The following is a 17,632-nucleotide window of genomic DNA, read 5'->3' as shown; positions in this document are numbered from 1 at the left end:
GATGATGCGTGACGGCGGCCGGAGCAGCGTCGGCCGACAGATCCTCGAACTCCCCGGCGCCGACTCGGGCGCCGTCATCCGACGAGGTCCGGGCGACCCCCGGGCATGGAGGCTGGTCCGTGGACGCGCCGTACCCTTCGCACCCCCTGCCGATCGGGGCGACCTTCGCCCGGCAGGCCCGCCTGACGCCCGACAGGACCGCGGTCCGCGGTGAGGACGGCGAACTGACCTACGGCGAACTGGACGACCGCTCCGACCGTCTCGCCCGGCACCTCCAGGAGCTCGGGGTGGCCGTCGGCGACGTCGTCGCCCTGGACGCCGGACGCTCCGTCGCCGCCGTCGTGGGTCTGCTCGGCATCCTCAAGGCGGGCGCCGCCTATCTCGCGCTCGAACGCCGCTATCCGCCGGAGCGGCGCCGGCTGATCCTCGACGACGCGGGCGCCCGGTTCGTCCTCACCGCGCCCGGTGCCCCAGCGGAGTTGCCTCCCGGGTGCACGGCCCTTGCGCTCGAAGCGGACCTGCCCGCGAAGGCACCCGCCGACCCCGGCGTGACCCCCGCCGACTCCGCGTACCTCGCCTACACCTCGGGATCGACCGGCGCGCCGAAGGGCGTCTGCGTCCCGCACCGCGCCGTGTCGCGCCTCGTGCTCGGCGCCGACTTCCTCACCATCACCGCGGACGACGTGTTCCTGCAGTACGCGCCGATGGCCTTCGACGCGTCCACCCTGGAGATCTGGGCGCCGCTCCTCAACGGCGCGCGCCTGGACCTCGCCCCCGACCGCGACCTGTCCGTCAGCGAACTCACCAAGCTGGTGCGGCACTCGGGCGCGACCGTGCTCTGGCTGACCGCCGGCCTCTTCCAGCAGGTCGTCGAGTCCGGCCTCGACGACCTGCGCGGGCTGCGCGTCCTGCTCGCCGGCGGGGACGTCCTGTCGCCGCCGCACGTGAACCGCGCCGTCGCCGCGCTGCCCGAGACCACACTCGTCAACGGCTACGGCCCCACCGAGAACACCACCTTCACCTGCTGCCACGTCATCACCGGGCCCGTGACGGGAGCGGTGCCGATCGGCCGGCCGATCCGCGGAACCGGCGTCCACGTGCTCGACGCGGACCTGCGTCCCGTCCCCGACGGGGAGACCGGCGAGCTCTTCGCGACGGGCGAGGGGCTGGCCCACGGCTACCTCGGCAGTCCGGAGCTGACCGCCGAGCGCTTCCTGCCCGACCCGTACGCGACCCGGCCGGGCGCCCGGATGTACCGCACCGGCGACCTGGTGCGCAGGCGCCCCGACGGCGTCCTCGAATACCACGGGCGCGCCGACCAGCAGGTGAAGATCCGCGGCTTCCGCATCGAGCCCGGCGAGGTGGAGTCCGCCCTCGCGGCCCTGCCCGGGGTGGCCGAGGCGGCCGTCGTGGCCCAGACGCAGCCGGCCGGCGGCAAGAGCCTCGTCGCGTTCGTCACGGGCCGTCCCGGGGACGAGCTCTCCACCCTCGACCTGCGCAGGCGCCTCGCCGACGTGCTGCCGGAGTACACGATCCCGTCCCGGGTCCGGATCGTCGACGCGCTGCCCCTGACGGCGAACGGGAAGGTCGACCGCGCCGCACTCACCGCCGAGCGGTCGCCCGGCAGGCCCGAACTCGCGGCGGCGTACCGGGAACCGGCGCCCGGGACCGAGACGGCCGTCGCCCGCCTGTGGAGCGACCGCCTCGGTATCGACGGCGTCGGCGCCGACGACGACTTCTTCGAACTCGGCGGCCACTCCCTGATCGGCGTCCGCATCACCGCGGACCTCCAGCGCGCGTACGGCGTGGAGATATCCCCGGTCGCCTTCTACCTCGACCCGACCCCGGCGGGCCTCGCCGCGGCCGTCGAGAAGGCGCGGGACGCCGCGTGAGGATCACCGCCGGATGCGTTCCCGTCCCGGCCGCCGACCTGGCGAAGGCCGACCTCTTCGACCCCGGGTTCCACGCGGACGGGGACCTCCACGCCGTGTGGGCGCGCATGCGGTCCGACGCGCCGCTGCACCGCCAAGTGCTCCCCGACGGCCGCGCGTTCACGTCGGTCACCCGGTACGCGGACGCCTGTCGCGTCCTCGGCGACCACCGTGCCTTCACCTCCGAACGCGGCAGCATCCTCACCCAGCTCGGCCAGGACGACACCTCCGCCGGCCAGATGCTGGTCTCCACCGACCCGCCGCGCCACGGCGAACTGCGCCGACCCCTCAACGGGAAGCTCACCGCCCGCGCCCTCGCCGACTGGGAACACAGGATCCGGCAGGCCGTCACCCACTTCCTGGCCCCCGCCCGCGACGGCGGCGTCTGGGACGTGGCGCGACGCGCCTACGACCTCCCGATGACCGTGGCCGGCGCGCTGATGGGCGTACCGGAGTCCGACTGGGACGACCTGGTGCGGTGGACCGCGATGGCGGCGGCGCCGGACGACGAGACCTTCCGCGTGGGCACCAGCGGGGCGGCGACGCTGGCCATCGCGCACCACCAGCTCTTCGAGTACTTCGCGCAGACGCTGCGCACGCGCCGCACCGAAGGGCCGGGCGAGAACCTCGTCGGCCATCTGATGACCATGGACGCCGGCGGCGCGAAGCTGAGTGACGCGGAGGTCATCTACAACTGCTACAGCCTCCTGCTGGGGGCCAACGCCACGACCCCGCACACCGTCTCGGGCACCCTGCTGGCCCTCTCCGAGCACGAGGACCAGCTGCGCAAGGCCGCCGACGACCCCGCGCTGATCCCCGGCCTGGTGGAGGAGGGGCTGCGCTGGACGTCCCCCGCGAGCAGCTTCCTGCGGTACGCGGTCGAGGACACCGAACTCAGTGGGGGACGGGTGCCCGCGGGCGAGGCCGTCGCCGTGTGGATCGGCTCGGCCAACCGCGACGAGAGCGTGTTCACCGACCCGTACCGGTTCGACGTGCTGCGCGCCGACAACCGGCACATCGCCTTCGGGCACGGCCCGCACTACTGCCTGGGCGCCACGCTCGCCCGGGTCACCTTCCGGATCCTCTTCGAGGAGTTCCTCGCCGGGTTCCGGTCCGTCGAACCCGCCGGTCCGCCGCAGCACCTGAAGTCGGTCTTCATCGCCGGGATGACCAGCCTTCCCGTCGTGACCGCGCCGCGCTGACACCCGCGGGAACCGGCCGCCTCAAGCCCCCCGAAGCACACCGAGACAGGTGGAGTATGTCTGTGAATCCCGTGTCCGCCGCCGTCAGGGCCACCACGCCCTGGCTGCTGAGGAAACCGTCGCAGGACGCCGCGGCGCGCGTCTTCTGCTTCCCCTACTCCGGGGTCGGCGCGTCGATGTTCAACGCGTGGCCCGCCCGCTTCGGCGCCGCCGACGGCGTCGAGGTGTGCGCGGTCCAGCTGCCCGGCCGCGAGAACCGGATGCGCGAGCCGCACTACGGCACGTACGAGGAGCTCGCCGGGCACCTCGTCGAGGCCCTGACGCCCTACCTCGACCGGCCCTTCGCGTTCTTCGGGCACTGCGCGGGATCGCTGCCGGCGTTCGAGACGGCGCGGCTGCTCGCGGCGCGTGGACTGCCCCTGCCCGAGACGGTGTTCGTGTCGGCGCAGGTCGCGCCGCACGACTGCCCGCACGACCGCTTCCTCGACATGACGGACGACGAACTGAGGGCCGAGCTGGAGTTCCTCGCCGTCTCCCGCGGCGGCACCGCCCACCCCGCGCTCATCGAGCTCGGCCTCGCCGTGCTGCGCGAGGACCTCGGCGCGAACCGGGTGTACGGAATGGAGCGGCCGGTACGGGTGCCGTTCGGCATCACCGTCCTGCACTGGTCCGACGACCCCGAGGTCACCCACGACGAGCTCAAGGGCTGGGACGCGTACGCCGACGAGGTCGCCTTTCCCGTACTCGACGGCGGGCACTACGACTTCCTGAAGGCGCCCGACGCTCTGATGGAACGGCTGGCCGATGCGTTCTCAGCGTGACGTGGACGTGTTCCGCGTGCCCGGCTTCCGGCGCCTCCTCGTCGGGCGCACCCTGTCCTTCCTGGCCACGGCCCTCGTGCCGACGGCGCTCACCCTCGCGGTGATCAGGGCGACGGGCAGCGCCGGTGACCTGGGGATCGTGCTGGCGGCCGAACTCGTGCCCCAGCTCGTGCTGCTGCCCGTCGGCGGTGTGCTCGCGGACCGCTTCCCCGCCCAGCGGGTGGCGTTCGCCGCCGACCTGGTGCGCGGCATCGCCCAACTCGCCATCGGCACCGAGCTGTTGCTCGGCGTCGTGCGGATCGGTGACCTCGCGGTGCTCTCCGCCGTCACCGGCGCCGCCATCGCCTTCGGTACGCCGACCATGTCCCCGCTGGTCGCCGCCACCGTTCCGCAGGAGGCGCGGCTGCGCGCCAACGCCCACCTCGGCGTGGCCCGCGGCTTCGCCCTCGTGGCGGGGCCCGGCATCGCGGGAGTCCTGGTCGTCGCCGTCGGCGCGGGCTGGGCCTTCGTGTTCACCGCGGCGGTCTTCGGCGTCGGCGCCGTCACCCTGGGCGGCCTGCGGACCGAGCCCCGACAGACGACGGCGCACACCCCGACGTTCTTCAGGGAACTCGCCGAAGGCTGGCAGGAGGTGCGCAGCCGCCCCTGGTTCTGGACCAACCTCGTCGGGCACGGCGTCTCCAACCTCGCGGCCGGAGTGCTCATGACGCTCGGACCGCTCATCGCCATCGAGCGGCTCGGCGGAGAGATCTCCTGGGTCGTCGTCTACCAGGCGGGCATGGCCGGCATGCTGGCGGGCGCGTTCGTCGCCCCGCGCCTGAAGGCCACACGCCCCCTGGTCGTCACGTCGGTGTGCGGCGCGCTGTTCGCCCTCCCGATGATCACGTTCGCGGTACCGCTGGCCGTGTGGGTGGACGCGGTCGCCTACGGGATCGCCATGCTCGGCATCGGTGTCCTCAACACGCTGTGGCAGACCACCATGCAGCGCCACTTCCCGCCGCACGCGCTGGCCAGGGCCGACTCGTACGACGCCCTGCTGTCCTTCGCGGCCAGACCGCTCGGGCTCGCCGTCGCCGCGCCGGTCGCCGCCCTCACCGGCTCCGCCGCGCCGCTTCTCGTCACCGCGGCACTCGTCGCCGTGGCCAACCTGGCGTGCCTCGCGCTGCCCGACGCCCGCGCCATCACGAACCGCGCCGAGCCCGACGTGCGCGTCGCCTGAATCCGTCCGGACCGCTCGACCTTCCACACTCACAGGGGGCAGGACCCATGGGCACGATCGAAGAGGGAGCGGCGCTCGCCGTCGTCGGCGCGGCTTTCGAATTTCCCCAGTGCGCCGACTGGGACACGCTGACCGCGCTGCTGCGCGAGGGCCGCGACACGATGCGCGGGCTCCCGGACAAGCGCGCGGAGTCCACCGGCGTCGTGCGCACCGCGAGCGACCGCGAAGGCGGCTGGCTCGACGATGTCACCGGCTTCGACCACCGCTACTTCGGCATCTCCAAGGCCGACGCCGAGCTGACCGATCCGCGCCAGCGCCGCATGCTCCAACTCGCCGTGCGCGCCGTCGCGGAGGCCGGATACGCGCCCGACGAGCTCGCGGGCAGTGACACGGCGGTCCTCGTGGCCGGCTACGGCGCCCCGCACCCCAGCCTGTACAACCTCCTGCCCGCCGGGCAGCAGGGCGCCGGGCCCGCGATGACGGGCAGTCTGCACGCGTACGCGGCGGGCCGGGTCGCCTACCACCTCGACCTGCGCGGCCCGGCCGAGGTCATCGACACGTCCTGCTCGTCCTTCCTCGTCGCGCTGCACGAGGCCCGCTGGAAGCTGGCGCGCGGCGAGTGCGACCTCGCCCTCGTCGGCGGCTTCGAACTCGTCCTCGGCCCGCTGCCGCGCCGCACCACCGGCACGGACGGCCTCGGCGTCCTGTCGGCGGACGACCGCTGCCGTCCCTTCGACAGCGCGGCCGACGGCACGACCTACGGGGAGGGCGGCGGATTCGTCCTGGTCAAGCGGTACGAGGACGCCGTGCGCGACGGCGACACCATCTGCGCGGTCGTCCGCGGCAGCGCCGTCAACCAGGACGCCGGACGCAGCACCGGCCTCACCGCCCCCAGCCCCGCCGCGCAGAGCGAGGTCATCACCGCCGCCTGGCAGGACGCGGGCGTCGACCCGGCGACCGTCGGCTACGTCGAGGCGCACGGCACGGCCACGAAGATCGGCGACCCCATCGAGATCCAGGGCCTCGCCGGAGCGTTCGCCGCAGCGCCGGGCGCCATCGGCGTACGGCCCGTGTCCTCGGTCAAGGGCAACCTCGGGCACCTCGGCTCCATGGCCTCGTTCGCCGGACTGATGCGTGTCATCGCCCAGTTCAGGGCCGGCGAGATCTTCCCCACCGCGCACTTCCGCGAGGCGAACCCGCTGCTCGCCCTGCCCGGGGACACCCTGCGGATCGCCGCCGGCGCCGAGCCGTGGCCCACCGGTCGTGGCCCCCGCCGCGCGGGCATCAGCAGCTTCGGTCTCAGCGGCACCAACGCCCACATGGTCGTCGAGGAGGGGCCGGGCGCCCCGCCGCCGCCCCCGCGCACGAACGCCGAGCGCCCCTTCGTGCTCTCCGCGCGCGACCTGTCGGGCCTCGACCGCCAGGTGCGCCGGCTGCGTGATCTGATCGCCGCCGACCTCACCGGCTTCGACCTGGCGGCGGCCGGCGAGGTCCTCACGGCGGCGCGCGAACACTTCCCGCTGCGGCACGCCTGGACGGCGCGCGACACCCCCGAGCTCCTCGGCCATCTGGACGCCGTGCTGCACGGGCCCGCCCAGGCGCCCGTGCCCGGCGCGACGCCGCCCCTCGTCGTGGCGCTCGGCGACACCGTCGCCACGACGGTCGCGGACCTGAGTGCCTGCGCCGCAGCGCACCCCGCGTTCGCCGACGTCCACGAGGAGGCAGGGCGGGCGCTGCCGGTGGGCGAGTGGAACGCGGCGCAGCGCACGCTGGTGCGGCTGGTCGGCGGGCACGCGATGCTCGCACGGGCCGGTCTCGCGCCCGCCCTGGTGCTCGCCCACGGCGTCGGTGCCCACGCGGCCCGCGTAGCGCGCAAGGAGACGGACCTCGCCACGGCCTTGGGCGCGCTCGGCGGCCCGTCCGCGAAGCCCGCGCCGCCCAACCCGGAGGGTCTGCGCGGCGCCCTGTCCGGGCTCGCCGGACGCCCCCTGATCGTCGACCTGGCACCCGGCAGCGCCCTGTCCGGGCTCCTCGCCGCGCAGCCCGTCACGGCCGTCGCCGCCACGCCCGTGCAGGCCCTGGCCCTGGCCTTCGCGCACGGGCACACCGTGGACTGGCGGGCCGTGCTCGGGCGGCCGCCCGAGCGCCGAGTGCCGCTGCCCGTCGCGGCGTTGGCGGAGGAGCACTGCTGGCCCGCAGTGGCGGTTCCGGACTCGCCGGACGCACCCGAGCCGGACGCACCCGAGCCGGCGACGGCCGCCGGGGGCAGTGTCACGGACATCGTGCTCGGCTTCGCCCGGGACGTCCTCAAGGAGCCGGGGCTCGGCGAGGACGACGACTTCTTCGACGCGGGCGGGAACTCCCTGAACGGCACCCAGCTCGTGGCCAGGATCAACGAGCACTTCGGCACCGACTTCGAGGTCCTCGACCTGTTCGACCTGCCCGACCTGCGCTCCCTCGCGGACGCCGTGGCCGGCGCCGCCCCGCAGGCGGCGGCGCCCCGGCCGGACGACGGACAGGAAGCAGGCACGGCACCGGCAGCCGGGGGCGGCGAGGTGCGCGAAGGCCCCCTGTGCGGGCAGCAGACCGCCATCTGGGCCGCGCAGCAGCTCGACCCCGAGTCGGGCGCGTACAACGTGCCGGCCGCGCTGCTCCTCGACGGCGAGCCCGACCCCCTGGCGCTCGCGGCCCGGCTCACCACGCTGGTGCGCCGACACCCGATGCTGCGGGCCTTCCTGCGGGACACGCCGGACGGTCCCGTGCAGTGCGTCGCGCCGGCCGGCGACGCCGAAGTCGTCCTGGAGCACGTCGCGTCGGACCTCTCGGACCACACCCTGTCCAGCGGTGAGGGCGCCCTGCTCGAACGGCTGCGCGCGCTCGTCGCGGCCCCCCTCTCGCCCTACGGCCGGCCCGCGGCCCGCCACCAGCTGATCCGCGCGCGCTTCGCCGACGGTGAGCGGCACGTCCTGCTGCTCACGTACCACCACCTCTTCGTGGACGGCTGGTCGTGGCGGCTCCTGTTCGAGGACCTGGCCGGTACGGGCCCGCAGGCCCCCGAGCCCGGCCGTCACTACCTCGACTACGTGAGCGAACAGCGCGAACGCCTCGGGCAGGAGGCCGGGCGCACCCTGGAGGCGTTCTGGTCCGGCTACCTCAGTGGCTCCCGCCCCACGCCGCTGCCCGAGGACCCGGCGGACGCCGCCGCCCCCGGCGCCGCCGTCCGTGAACTGCCCGTCGCGCCGCGGCTCGCCGAGCGGCTGCGCGAGCTCGCCCGGCGCGAACGCGCCACCTCCAACATGGTGTTCCTCGCGGCCTGGGCGGCGCTGCTGTGGCGTATCACCGGAGAGACGGACGTGACGGTGGCCGTACCGGCGGCGGGACGCGCGCCGGCGGACGAGCCCGTGGTCGGCAACTACGCCAACACCCTGGTGCTGCGCGTGCGGGTGCGGCCCGACGAGCCGTTCTCCGCCCTGCTCGCCGCGGTGCGCGAGGCCTCTCTGGCCACGCTCGCCCACCAGGACCTGCCCACCGACCGCATCCGCCGCACCGCGCGCCCCGGCTCGGCCGAACCGCTCGCCGCCACGATGTTCGGCTTCAACAGCGGTGTCGCGCCGCTGCGGCGCCTCGGGCCCGACGGACCGGCCGTCGAACTCCTCGACGTGGGCCAGGGCGCCCCGGCCTTTCCCGTGAGCGTCGCCGTCCTCGAATACGGCGATGAGACGCGGGCCGGTGTCCAGTACACGCCCGACCGCTTCCGCGCCACGACGGTCGAGGGCTGGCTCGACGCCTACCGGTCGCTGCTCGAGTCCGTCGCCGAACAGGGCACCGGCGCCCGCACGGGAGACCTGGCGGGCGGCCCCGCGCCGGTGCGGGCGACCGACGCCACCGCCGCCGGAGAGGGAGCGGGCGAAGCCGGAGGCGCGGGACACGTGGCCCCGCGCACGCCCGTCGAACGCGAACTGGCCGCGCTCTGGGCCCAGTTCCTCAAGCGTGACCGGGTCGGGGTCACCGACGACTTCTTCGACCTCGGCGGCGACTCGATCACCGCCATCGCGATCGCCTCGGAGGCCGGGCGCCGCGGCCTCGCCCTGCGGCCGAGGACCGTACTGGAGCTGCGTACGGTCGAGGCGGCCGCGGCCCGCACGACGCGCGCCGAACCCGCTCCCGGACCTGTGGAGCGGGTGGCCCCGGACACCGTCGCCGACGCCCCGGACGAGAGCGAGCCCGTCGAACTCACGCCGCCGCAGCTGGAGTTCCTCGCACGGGGCGCCGCCAGGCCCGACCACTGGAACCACGGTGTGCTCTACCGCGCCCGCCGCCCCCTGGACGCGGCCGAAGTGGGACGCGCCCTGCGCACGCTCGCGAGGCGGCACCCGGTGCTGCGCGCCAGGCTGCGCGAGGACGAGGGCCTGTGGCGCCAGTCGGCCGGGCCCGAGGCCCCGCCCGTGACCGAGTTCGACCTGCGCGGCGCGGACGCCGGACGCATCGCCGAGACCGTCGACGCGCGCGCCACCGAACTGCACGAGTCGCTCGACCTGCGGGAGGGACCCGTCTGCCGGGCGGGCCTGTTCCGGCTCCCGGCCGGGCTGCCCGACGAACTCGTCCTCGTCGTCCACCATGTCGTGGTCGACCTCTACTCGTGGAACATCCTCACCGAGGAACTGTCGGCGCTCCTGCGCGACGGCGACGACCGGGCGCTCGCCCCGGCGGGTCCCTCCTACTTCCACTGGGCGCGCCGTCTGGCCCGGCACGTCCGCCGGCGCCCCGACGACTTCGACGGCTCGTACTGGCTGGACCGCACCTGGGGCGACGGCGCGCAACGGGCGACGGTCCCCGAGGGGCCGCGCGGCGTGGAGGGCAACACCCAGGAGCTGGTCACCGACCTTCCCGTGCCGGAGACCGCGGGCCAGGGCGTCACCCTGTACGAACGTCTGCTCGCCGCGCTCGGCGCGGCCTTCCAGGACTGGCTGGGCGTACGCGGCGGAGAGGTCGCCGTACAGCTCGTCGCGCACGGGCGGGAGGACCTGTTCCCCGAAGGCGCCCCGGGCGGCGCGGACGCCGGAGTCGACCTCGGCCGCACCGTGGGCTACTTCAACACGACCTATCCCTTCGCGCTCGCCCTGCCAGGACGCCGCGCCGCCGCCGACCACACCGCGTACGTGGCACGGGAGCTGCGGTCCGTGCCACGGGCCGGCTTCGGCTTCGAGGCGCTGCGCCACCACCATCCGGACCCCGGAGTGCGCCGCGCGCTCGGCGGCATCGGGGTGCCCGGGGTGCTGTTCTCCTTCTGGGGCCGCCCGGCCTTCCTCGACGCCGGACAGGCCGGCGACGAGGAAGGCGTCCTCACCGGCGTACGCACCGAACTCGTCGGCAGGGACCGGCCGTTCGACATGGAACGACCCTGCCCCGTCGAGGTCTACCCCAGCCTCGCCGACGGTCGTCTGACCGTGCGCTGGCGCTTCAGCGGTGAGATGTTCACCGCCGCGCGGATCCAGGACCTGGCGGACGCGTTCGGCGCGGCCCTCGGCACCTGACCGCCCTCATCCGTCCGGTACGGGATCAGGCCCGTACAGGAACTTCCGCCCATCCAGCTAGGAGTAGCGATCCCATGACCGCGACACCCCGGAAGAGACTCTTCCGGCTCAGGCCCCTGGCCGCCCTCGCCCTCGGCGCGGCCCTGCTCCCCCTCGGGGTGAACGGCCCCGCGCACGCGGCGGACACCGACGGCATGCCCGCGGACGTCCTCGCCCGGAAGATGGCCGACGAGGTCACCGGGCCCGGCGCCTGGCGCCACCTCCAGGCGATCGACAAGGCGACCCTCGACAACGGCGGGACCCGCGTCTCGGGGACCCCCGGCTACGACGCGAGCGCCGCCTACATCACACGCGAGCTCACCAAGGCCGGATACCAGGTCAAGAAGCAGGAGTTCGACTTCCTCGACTACGACATCCTGTCCGAACAGGGCTCCGTCGTGGCGCCCGAGGCCAGGACCCTGCACCCGACCATCGCCCGGTTCTCCGTGTCCACGCCGGACGGCGGCCTGACCGCCGACCTCGCGCAGCCGTCCGGCAAGAGCACCGGCTGCAGCACCGACGACTACGCGGGCACCGACGTCAAGGGCAAGATCGTTCTGGTCGACGTGGGCACCGACTGCTTCATCACACAGAAGCAGCTGGTCCTCTCGGAGCTGGGCGCCTCGGCGATGCTCATGAACGTCAACTCGCCCAACCCCGACCTCAACCTGCGCTACCGGATGGTCCCGCCGACCGACGCCCGGATCCCCACGGGCACCCTGTCGCGGGCCGAGTCCGAGGCGCTGCGCGCCGACGCCGCCAAGGGTCCCGTCTCGCTCCGCCTCGACCTGCGCGGCAACAACAAGACGACCAAGACGTACAACCTGCTGGCCGACACCCCGACCGGCCGGGCCGACAACACCGTGGTCATGGGCGCGCACCTCGACACCGTGGACACCACGGCGGGCGCGAACGACAACGGCGCCGCGTCCGCGATGGTCCTGGAGACCGCGCTCAAGCTCGCCCCGCACCGCCAGCAGGTCAAGAACCGCGTGCGGTTCGCCTGGTGGTCCGCGGAGGAGAAGGGCCTGTCCGGCTCGCAGTTCTACGTCGACCAGCTCACGCCCGAGCAGCGCCGGCAGACCGCGCTGTACCTGAACCTGGAGATGATCGGTTCGCCGAACTTCGCCCGCCAGGTCTACAACGGCCAGACCGCGACCGGTCCCGCCCCGGCCGGTTCGGAGCGGATCTCCGAGCTCGTCAACGGCTACTTCGCGGACCGTCATCTGCCGACGGTGCCGCTCGTCCTGGACGGCCGCTCCGACCACTCGCCGTTCATCACGGCCGGCATACCCGCGGGCGGCGTCAACGCCGGCGCGGACACCGTGAAGTCCCAGGAGTGGGCGGACCTGTTCGGCGGCACGGCCGGGCAGATGCTCGACCCCTGTTACCACCAGGCCTGCGACACGCTCGCCAACGTCAACAAGACGATCTTCGACCAGAACGGCCGCTCGATGGCCTGGGCCGTCGGCCGGTTCGCCGTCGACACCTCGGACATCAACGGCGCGGCGGCGTCACAGCAGTAACGCCCGCCGTACGAACAGCAGTTCACCGCGCACACCGGACCGGGGCCGCCCGAGCGGAGTCTTCGGACAGGCCCCGGTCCGCCTCCCGGGAGGAACGACGGATGTCATTTGGGATCGTGGCCTCGGGCCACGCGCTGGGCGCCCCGGTCACCGTGGACGAGCTGGTGGCCCAGGAGGGCGCCGACGCCCGCAAGCTCGCGGCGTGGGGGTACCGGCGCTTCCACCGCGCCGACGACGGCGTGGGCCTCACCGACCTGGCGGTCCGCGCCGCGGCCGCCGCGCTGCGCCGGGCCGGCGTCACCGCCGACGAGGTCGACCTGGTCGTCCTCGCCATCCCCGACATCGCCGAGTACCTGTACTGGGACCCCGCCGCGGCCCTCCAGGGGCGGCTCGGGGCGCACCGCGCGGAGGCCGTGCTCCTGAGCCAGGCCTGCGGCGGCGGAGTCACCGCGTTCGACACGGTGGCCGGCCGGTTCGCCACCCATCCCGATCACGGCACGGCCCTCGTCGTCGCCGCGAGCCGGGTGGCGGAGCCGTACTGGGACCGCGCCGGCAGCGGCACCTCCCTCACCTCGGACGGCGCGGCGGCCGTCGTGCTGCGCCGCGGGCACGACGCGTGCGCGTGGCTGGCCACCGAGACCCTGACCGACGGCCGGTACGCCGACTTCATGCGCATGGAGAGCGGGGGAGCGGCCCGTCCCTTCACGCCCGAGAACCCCGCGAGCCCGGCCGTCGCGAGCGTCGTCGACCGGATGGACACCTTCTTCGAGGGCGACGGCAGGGCCACGTACGCATTCGCCACCCTGGTGAACACGCGCAACCGCGAGGTCCTCGAACGGGTCTGCGCGCGCACCGGGACGCCCGTCGGATCCGTCGAACGCGTCCTCTACCTGCACGACAATCGCACGGCCTTCGAGGAACTCGCCAAGGAACTCGGCGTCCCCCTCGACCGCACCAACGCCGAGGTCGCCAGGGAGGTCGGCCATTTCGGTCCCGCCGACCAACTCCTGAGCCTGGAAAGGCTGCTGGCCGCCGGAGAGCTCGTCACCGGCGACACGGTGGCCCTCCTGAGCATGGGCAGCGGCATGCACTGGACCTGCACCCTGCTGCGCGTCTGACCGCCACCGGTCACCGACCTGGATCACCGACGCAGATCACCGACGCAGATCACCGACCCGGAAGGAAACGCTGGCTGTGGACGACCTGCTCCAGCGGGTGCGGCGCCTCGCCGGACCCGAAGCGGCACCCGACCCCGCCCTCCTCGCCGAGCTGGCCCGCAGCCAGGACGTCACCCTCGTGCGAGAGGCGGGACGGCACCTCGCCGCGCTCGACCCCCGGCTCGTGACGCCGCCGGGCCGCACCCCGCGCCCCCTGCGCGTCGCCGTCGTCCCCTCGTTCACGGCCGACAACGTGCTGCCGCTGCTGCGCGTCCACCTGCTCGCCGCCGGCATCGCCCCCGAGTTCCGTCTCACGGCGCCCGACCAGCAGTTGATGGCCCTGGGCCGCCCCGGTTCGCCGCTCGACGACTTCGCGCCCGACCTCACGCTCTGCCTCGCCCACGAGGACGTCTTCCTGCCGCGGGACTGGGACCCCACCGACCTCGCGGGCCTCGCGGCCGCGGTCGACGAGCGCGCGGAGCGCTACACCGCCGCCGTCGCCTCCTTCGCCGGACGGACCACCGGCAGCGTCCTCCTGCACACCGTCCCGCTCCCGTCCGCCTGGCCGCGCACGGTCACCTCCCACCGGTCCCGGGCCGGGATCGGCAGGCTGTGGCGCGAGCTGAACCTGCGCCTCCTCGACCTGGCCGAGCGCACCGCGTCCCTCGACGCGCTCGACCTGGAGACCCTGCTCGCCGACTGCCCCTCACCCCTGCGCGACGAGCGGCTCTTCCGCTTCGCGAGCATGGCGTGGGCCCCTGCCGTGGAACGGCTGTACGCCCGGGAGGCCGCCGGATACGGGCGCGCGCTGGCCGGGCTCGGCAAGAAGTGCCTGGTCCTCGACCTCGACAACACCCTGTGGGGCGGGGTGCTCGGCGACGACGGTCCGGAGAACATCGAGATCGGACCGATGTACCCCGGCAACGCCTACGCGGCGGTCCAGCGCACCGCCCTCGCCCTGCGCCGCCAGGGCGTCCTGCTCGCGGTCGCCAGCAAGAACGATCCCGGCCTCGTGGCGCGCGTTCTCGCCGAACACCCCGAACTCGTCCTGCGCCGCGACGACTTCGTGTCCGTGCACGCCGGGTGGGACGCCAAGGACGGCAGCATCAGGGCCATCGCCGACGAGCTCAACATCGGCCTCGACAGCGTGGTCTTCCTCGACGACTCGCCCTTCGAATGCGACCTCGTGCGCAGCACGCTGCCCCAGGTCGAGGTCGTCAGGGCGGCCGGGGACCCCGCGCAGCACGTCAACACCCTCCTTTCCGGCGGATACTTCGACGTCCTCGACACCACCGTCACCGACGCGCGGCGCACCGACCTCTACCGCGCCCGGGTGGAGCGCCGGGAGTGGACCGAACGCCAGGGCCAGGCCTCGCCGGCCGACTATCTGGAGGGCCTCGGCCTGGAGGTCACGGTCCGCGCGGCCGACGCCTATCTGCTGCCGCGGATCATCCAACTGGGCGGCCGGACCAACCAGTTCAACCTCACGGGGAGCGCCCACGCGGAGGCCGAGACGCGGCGCATGGCCGGGTCCGACGACCACGAGGTGCTCGGCTTCGCGGTCCGCGACCGGTTCGGCGACGAGGGGGTCGTCGGCGCGCTCTGGATCGCCCGGCACCCCGACCGCTGGATCGTCCAGAACGCGGTGATGAGCTGCCGGGTCTTCTCCCGCGGCATCGAGTTCGCGGTCCTGGCCGCCGTCGCCGACGCCGCCCGCGACGCCGGAGCCTCCCGTATCGAGGCCGACTTCCGCGACAGCGGGCGCAACGGACCCGCCGCCCGCTTCCTCGCCGACGCCGGATTCACCGCGCGGGACGCCCCCGCGGCCGACGGCACGGTCCGCCACGTACTCCCGCTCGAACCCGCCCCGGCGCTCGCCCCCGCGTGGATCTCCGTACGCGACGAACGCCCCGTTCCCACCGAAGGACGACGCACGCGATGACCGACCCGACCACCGGCGCCACCGCCACGGACAACCCCGCCACCGCCCCTCGCACGGACGAACTGGTGCACGTCATCTCGGCCGTCACCGACGCCCCCGCGGGAACCCTCACCGGCGCCTCCCGCTTCGACGAGCTCGACAACTGGAGCAGCCTCGCCGCGCTGCGCCTGCTCACCGCCGTCGAGGACGCGTTCGGGGTGCGGCTGAACCTGCGCGCCTACCTCGCCACCGAGACCGTGGACGGCCTCGCCCGGATGATCGCGACCGGCCTCACGGGAGGCCGGTCATGACCGCAGACATGCTCAGGGAGGAACGCACCATGGCGCCCGAGACCGCACCGCGGACACCGTCCGGCACGGCGGCCCACCGGTTCCTCGACATCGCCGCCCGCAGCGGCGCCCGCCCCGCGCTCCGCCAGGGCGAGGTGACACACACCTACGAGGAGTTGGCCCGGTCGGCGGGCGGCGTGGCCCGCTGGCTGAGGGAACAGGGCGTCGGGCGGGGCGACGTCGTGGCCACGCTCATGGACCGCTCGCCCCTGTGCATGGCCGCCGTCCTCGGCGCCTGGGCCGTCGGCGCCGCCTATGTCCACCTGGAGGCCACGGACCCGGACCCACGCGTCGCCACGCTCCTTGCGACGACCGGGGCCCGCGCCGTCGTCACCGACGAACGCAACGCGCCACGCGTCCGGGACCCGCACGGGCGCCCCTCCCGCACCGTCCCCGACGCGGCGCAGGGGGCCCCGTACGAGATCGGCCCGGACCTGGACCCCGCCGACGTCGCCTACCTGGTGTGCACCTCGGGCTCGACCGGCACGCCGAAGGCGGTCGTCGTCCAGCACAGCGCCCTGCTGAACTACTGCGACGCGTTCTGGGAGCGGATCACTCCCGACGCCCTCGACAGCTTCGGCCTCGCCACGACGTTCGCCGCGGACCTCGGCAAGGTGTCGGTGTACGGGGCGCTCCTGTCGGGCGCCCGCCTCGACGTGTACCCGCGCGACACCACGCTCGACCCGGCCGCGCTCGCCGCCGACCTCGAGGCGCACCCCGCGGACTGCCTCACCTACACGCCGTCGCAGCTGGAGGCCCTCGGCGCCGAGGGGGACCTCGCGGCGCTGCTGCCCGAGCGGGTGCTCGTGGTCGCGGGGGAGGCGTTCCCGCCCCGGCTCGCGGAAGCGGTCCTGCGGGTACGGCCCGACCTGGAGGTCCACAACGGCTACGGGCCCTCCGAGGCCACCATCCTCGCCACCACGCACCGCGTCGGACTCGCCGACGGCGGGCGCGCCCGTGTCCCCGTGGGCACCCCGCTCGCCGGGGTCCGCGCCCGGGTGCTCGGCGAGGACGGCCGTCCCGTGCCCGACGGCACCCCGGGGATCCTGTACCTCGGCGGTGCCTGCGCGGCCTCCGGATACCTGGGCGAGCCCGACCTCACCGCGGCCAAGTTCGTCGCGCTGGACGGGCCGGAGAGCGGAGTCTTCTACTGCACCGACGACCTCGTCGTCAGGGAGCCCGGCGGGGTCCTCGACTACCTGGGGCGCGCCGACCGGCAGCTCAAGGTCAGGGGCAACCGCGTCGAGCCCGGCGAGGTGGAGAGCGCGCTGCTCGCGCTGCCCGGCGTCCGGCAGGCCGTCGTCACAGGTGAACGGCCCGCGCCCGAGGCCCCGTTGGAGCTCGTCGCCTATCTCGTGGGCGAGGCGGACCCGAGGGAGCTGACCCGGGAGCTGCGCGCCACCCTGTCCGCAGCGCTCGTCCCCAGCCGGCTCCACGTGGTGCCCGCCATCCCCGTGAACCTCAACGGCAAGGCCGACTTCGCCGCGCTGCGGGCCGCCGTGGAAGCCGCCGCCCGCACCGTCGCGGACGGCGCGCCCGCCGAGCCGCCGCGCCCCGGCACCGAGCAGCTGATCGCGGACATCTGGGCGCAGGCACTCGGCCGCGACGCGCTCGGCCGCAACGAGCGCTTCCTGGAGATCGGCGGCGACTCCTTCAAGGCGCTGACCGTGTTCGCGCGCCTGCGCAAGCACCACCCGAAGCTCGTGATCGCGCAGCTCTACGCGCACGCGACGATCGCGGCGCTCGCCGCGGAACTCGACGGCACCGGCAAAAAGACGACGGACACGACGCCCGCGCCGGCCGTCGTCGAGCTGTGACCGCCACCGCCACCGCCCCAGAAAGGGTGACCCGCCCCATGACCCACGCCGCCGTGGTCGACGACAAGGGATCCCACTCCCCTTGCCCGCCGCGCCGCACCCCGGGCGAGGCGAC

General features: G+C 74.3%; 10 protein-coding genes. All 10 read left to right on the top strand.

Annotation, left to right across the window (positions count from 1 at the left end; genetic code table 11):
- Positions 1 to 119: 119 nt before the first annotated feature.
- Positions 120 to 1,892, top strand: a complete 1,773-nt coding sequence (locus ACFC96_RS19130; protein WP_376613242.1) for an amino acid adenylation domain-containing protein — start codon at positions 120 to 122, stop codon at positions 1,890 to 1,892.
- Entirely contained in the window at positions 1,889 to 3,133 is a 1,245-nt protein-coding gene (locus tag ACFC96_RS19125) for a cytochrome P450 (RefSeq protein ID WP_376613240.1), read from the top strand. The genes ACFC96_RS19130 and ACFC96_RS19125 overlap by 4 nt, the downstream gene beginning before the upstream one ends.
- Positions 3,134 to 3,195: 62 nt before the next feature.
- Complete coding sequence (locus ACFC96_RS19120; protein ID WP_376613239.1) at positions 3,196 to 3,954, top strand: thioesterase II family protein; 759 nt, start codon at positions 3,196 to 3,198, stop codon at positions 3,952 to 3,954.
- Positions 3,938 to 5,173, top strand: coding sequence for an MFS transporter (locus tag ACFC96_RS19115; protein ID WP_376259368.1), 1,236 nt, complete (start codon positions 3,938 to 3,940; stop codon positions 5,171 to 5,173). The genes ACFC96_RS19120 and ACFC96_RS19115 overlap by 17 nt, the downstream gene beginning before the upstream one ends.
- A 47-nt stretch (positions 5,174 to 5,220) precedes the next feature.
- Complete coding sequence (locus tag ACFC96_RS19110) at positions 5,221 to 10,707, top strand: condensation domain-containing protein (protein ID WP_376613237.1); 5,487 nt, start codon at positions 5,221 to 5,223, stop codon at positions 10,705 to 10,707.
- A gap of 74 nt (positions 10,708 to 10,781) precedes the next feature.
- On the top strand, positions 10,782 to 12,272 hold the full coding sequence (locus ACFC96_RS19105; protein ID WP_376224311.1) for a M28 family peptidase: 1,491 nt from the start codon (positions 10,782 to 10,784) through the stop codon (positions 12,270 to 12,272).
- Positions 12,273 to 12,373: 101 nt separating this feature from the next.
- Positions 12,374 to 13,390, top strand: coding sequence for a 3-oxoacyl-ACP synthase III family protein (locus ACFC96_RS19100; RefSeq protein ID WP_376613235.1), 1,017 nt, complete (start codon positions 12,374 to 12,376; stop codon positions 13,388 to 13,390).
- Positions 13,391 to 13,466: 76 nt separating this feature from the next.
- A complete protein-coding gene (locus ACFC96_RS19095) occupies positions 13,467 to 15,371 on the top strand; it encodes an HAD-IIIC family phosphatase (protein WP_376613233.1) in 1,905 nt (634 codons plus the stop codon).
- Positions 15,368 to 15,661 carry an acyl carrier protein gene (locus ACFC96_RS19090; protein WP_376224317.1) on the top strand — a complete coding sequence of 98 codons (294 nt, stop codon included), beginning with the start codon at positions 15,368 to 15,370 and terminating at the stop codon, positions 15,659 to 15,661. Before ACFC96_RS19095 ends, ACFC96_RS19090 begins: the two co-directional genes overlap by 4 nt.
- Positions 15,658 to 17,517 (top strand): non-ribosomal peptide synthetase, encoded by a 1,860-nt coding sequence (locus tag ACFC96_RS19085; RefSeq protein WP_376613231.1) that lies wholly within the window; start codon positions 15,658 to 15,660, stop codon positions 17,515 to 17,517. The genes ACFC96_RS19090 and ACFC96_RS19085 overlap by 4 nt, the downstream gene beginning before the upstream one ends.
- Positions 17,518 to 17,632: the final 115 nt, after the last annotated feature.

Source organism: Streptomyces sp. NPDC055955 (assembly GCF_042270245.1).
In the GTDB taxonomy this organism is placed as follows: domain Bacteria; phylum Actinomycetota; class Actinomycetes; order Streptomycetales; family Streptomycetaceae; genus Streptomyces.
The sequence above is the reverse complement of the archived record's forward strand: the minus strand, read 5'-3'. Positions and strand labels throughout refer to the sequence as shown.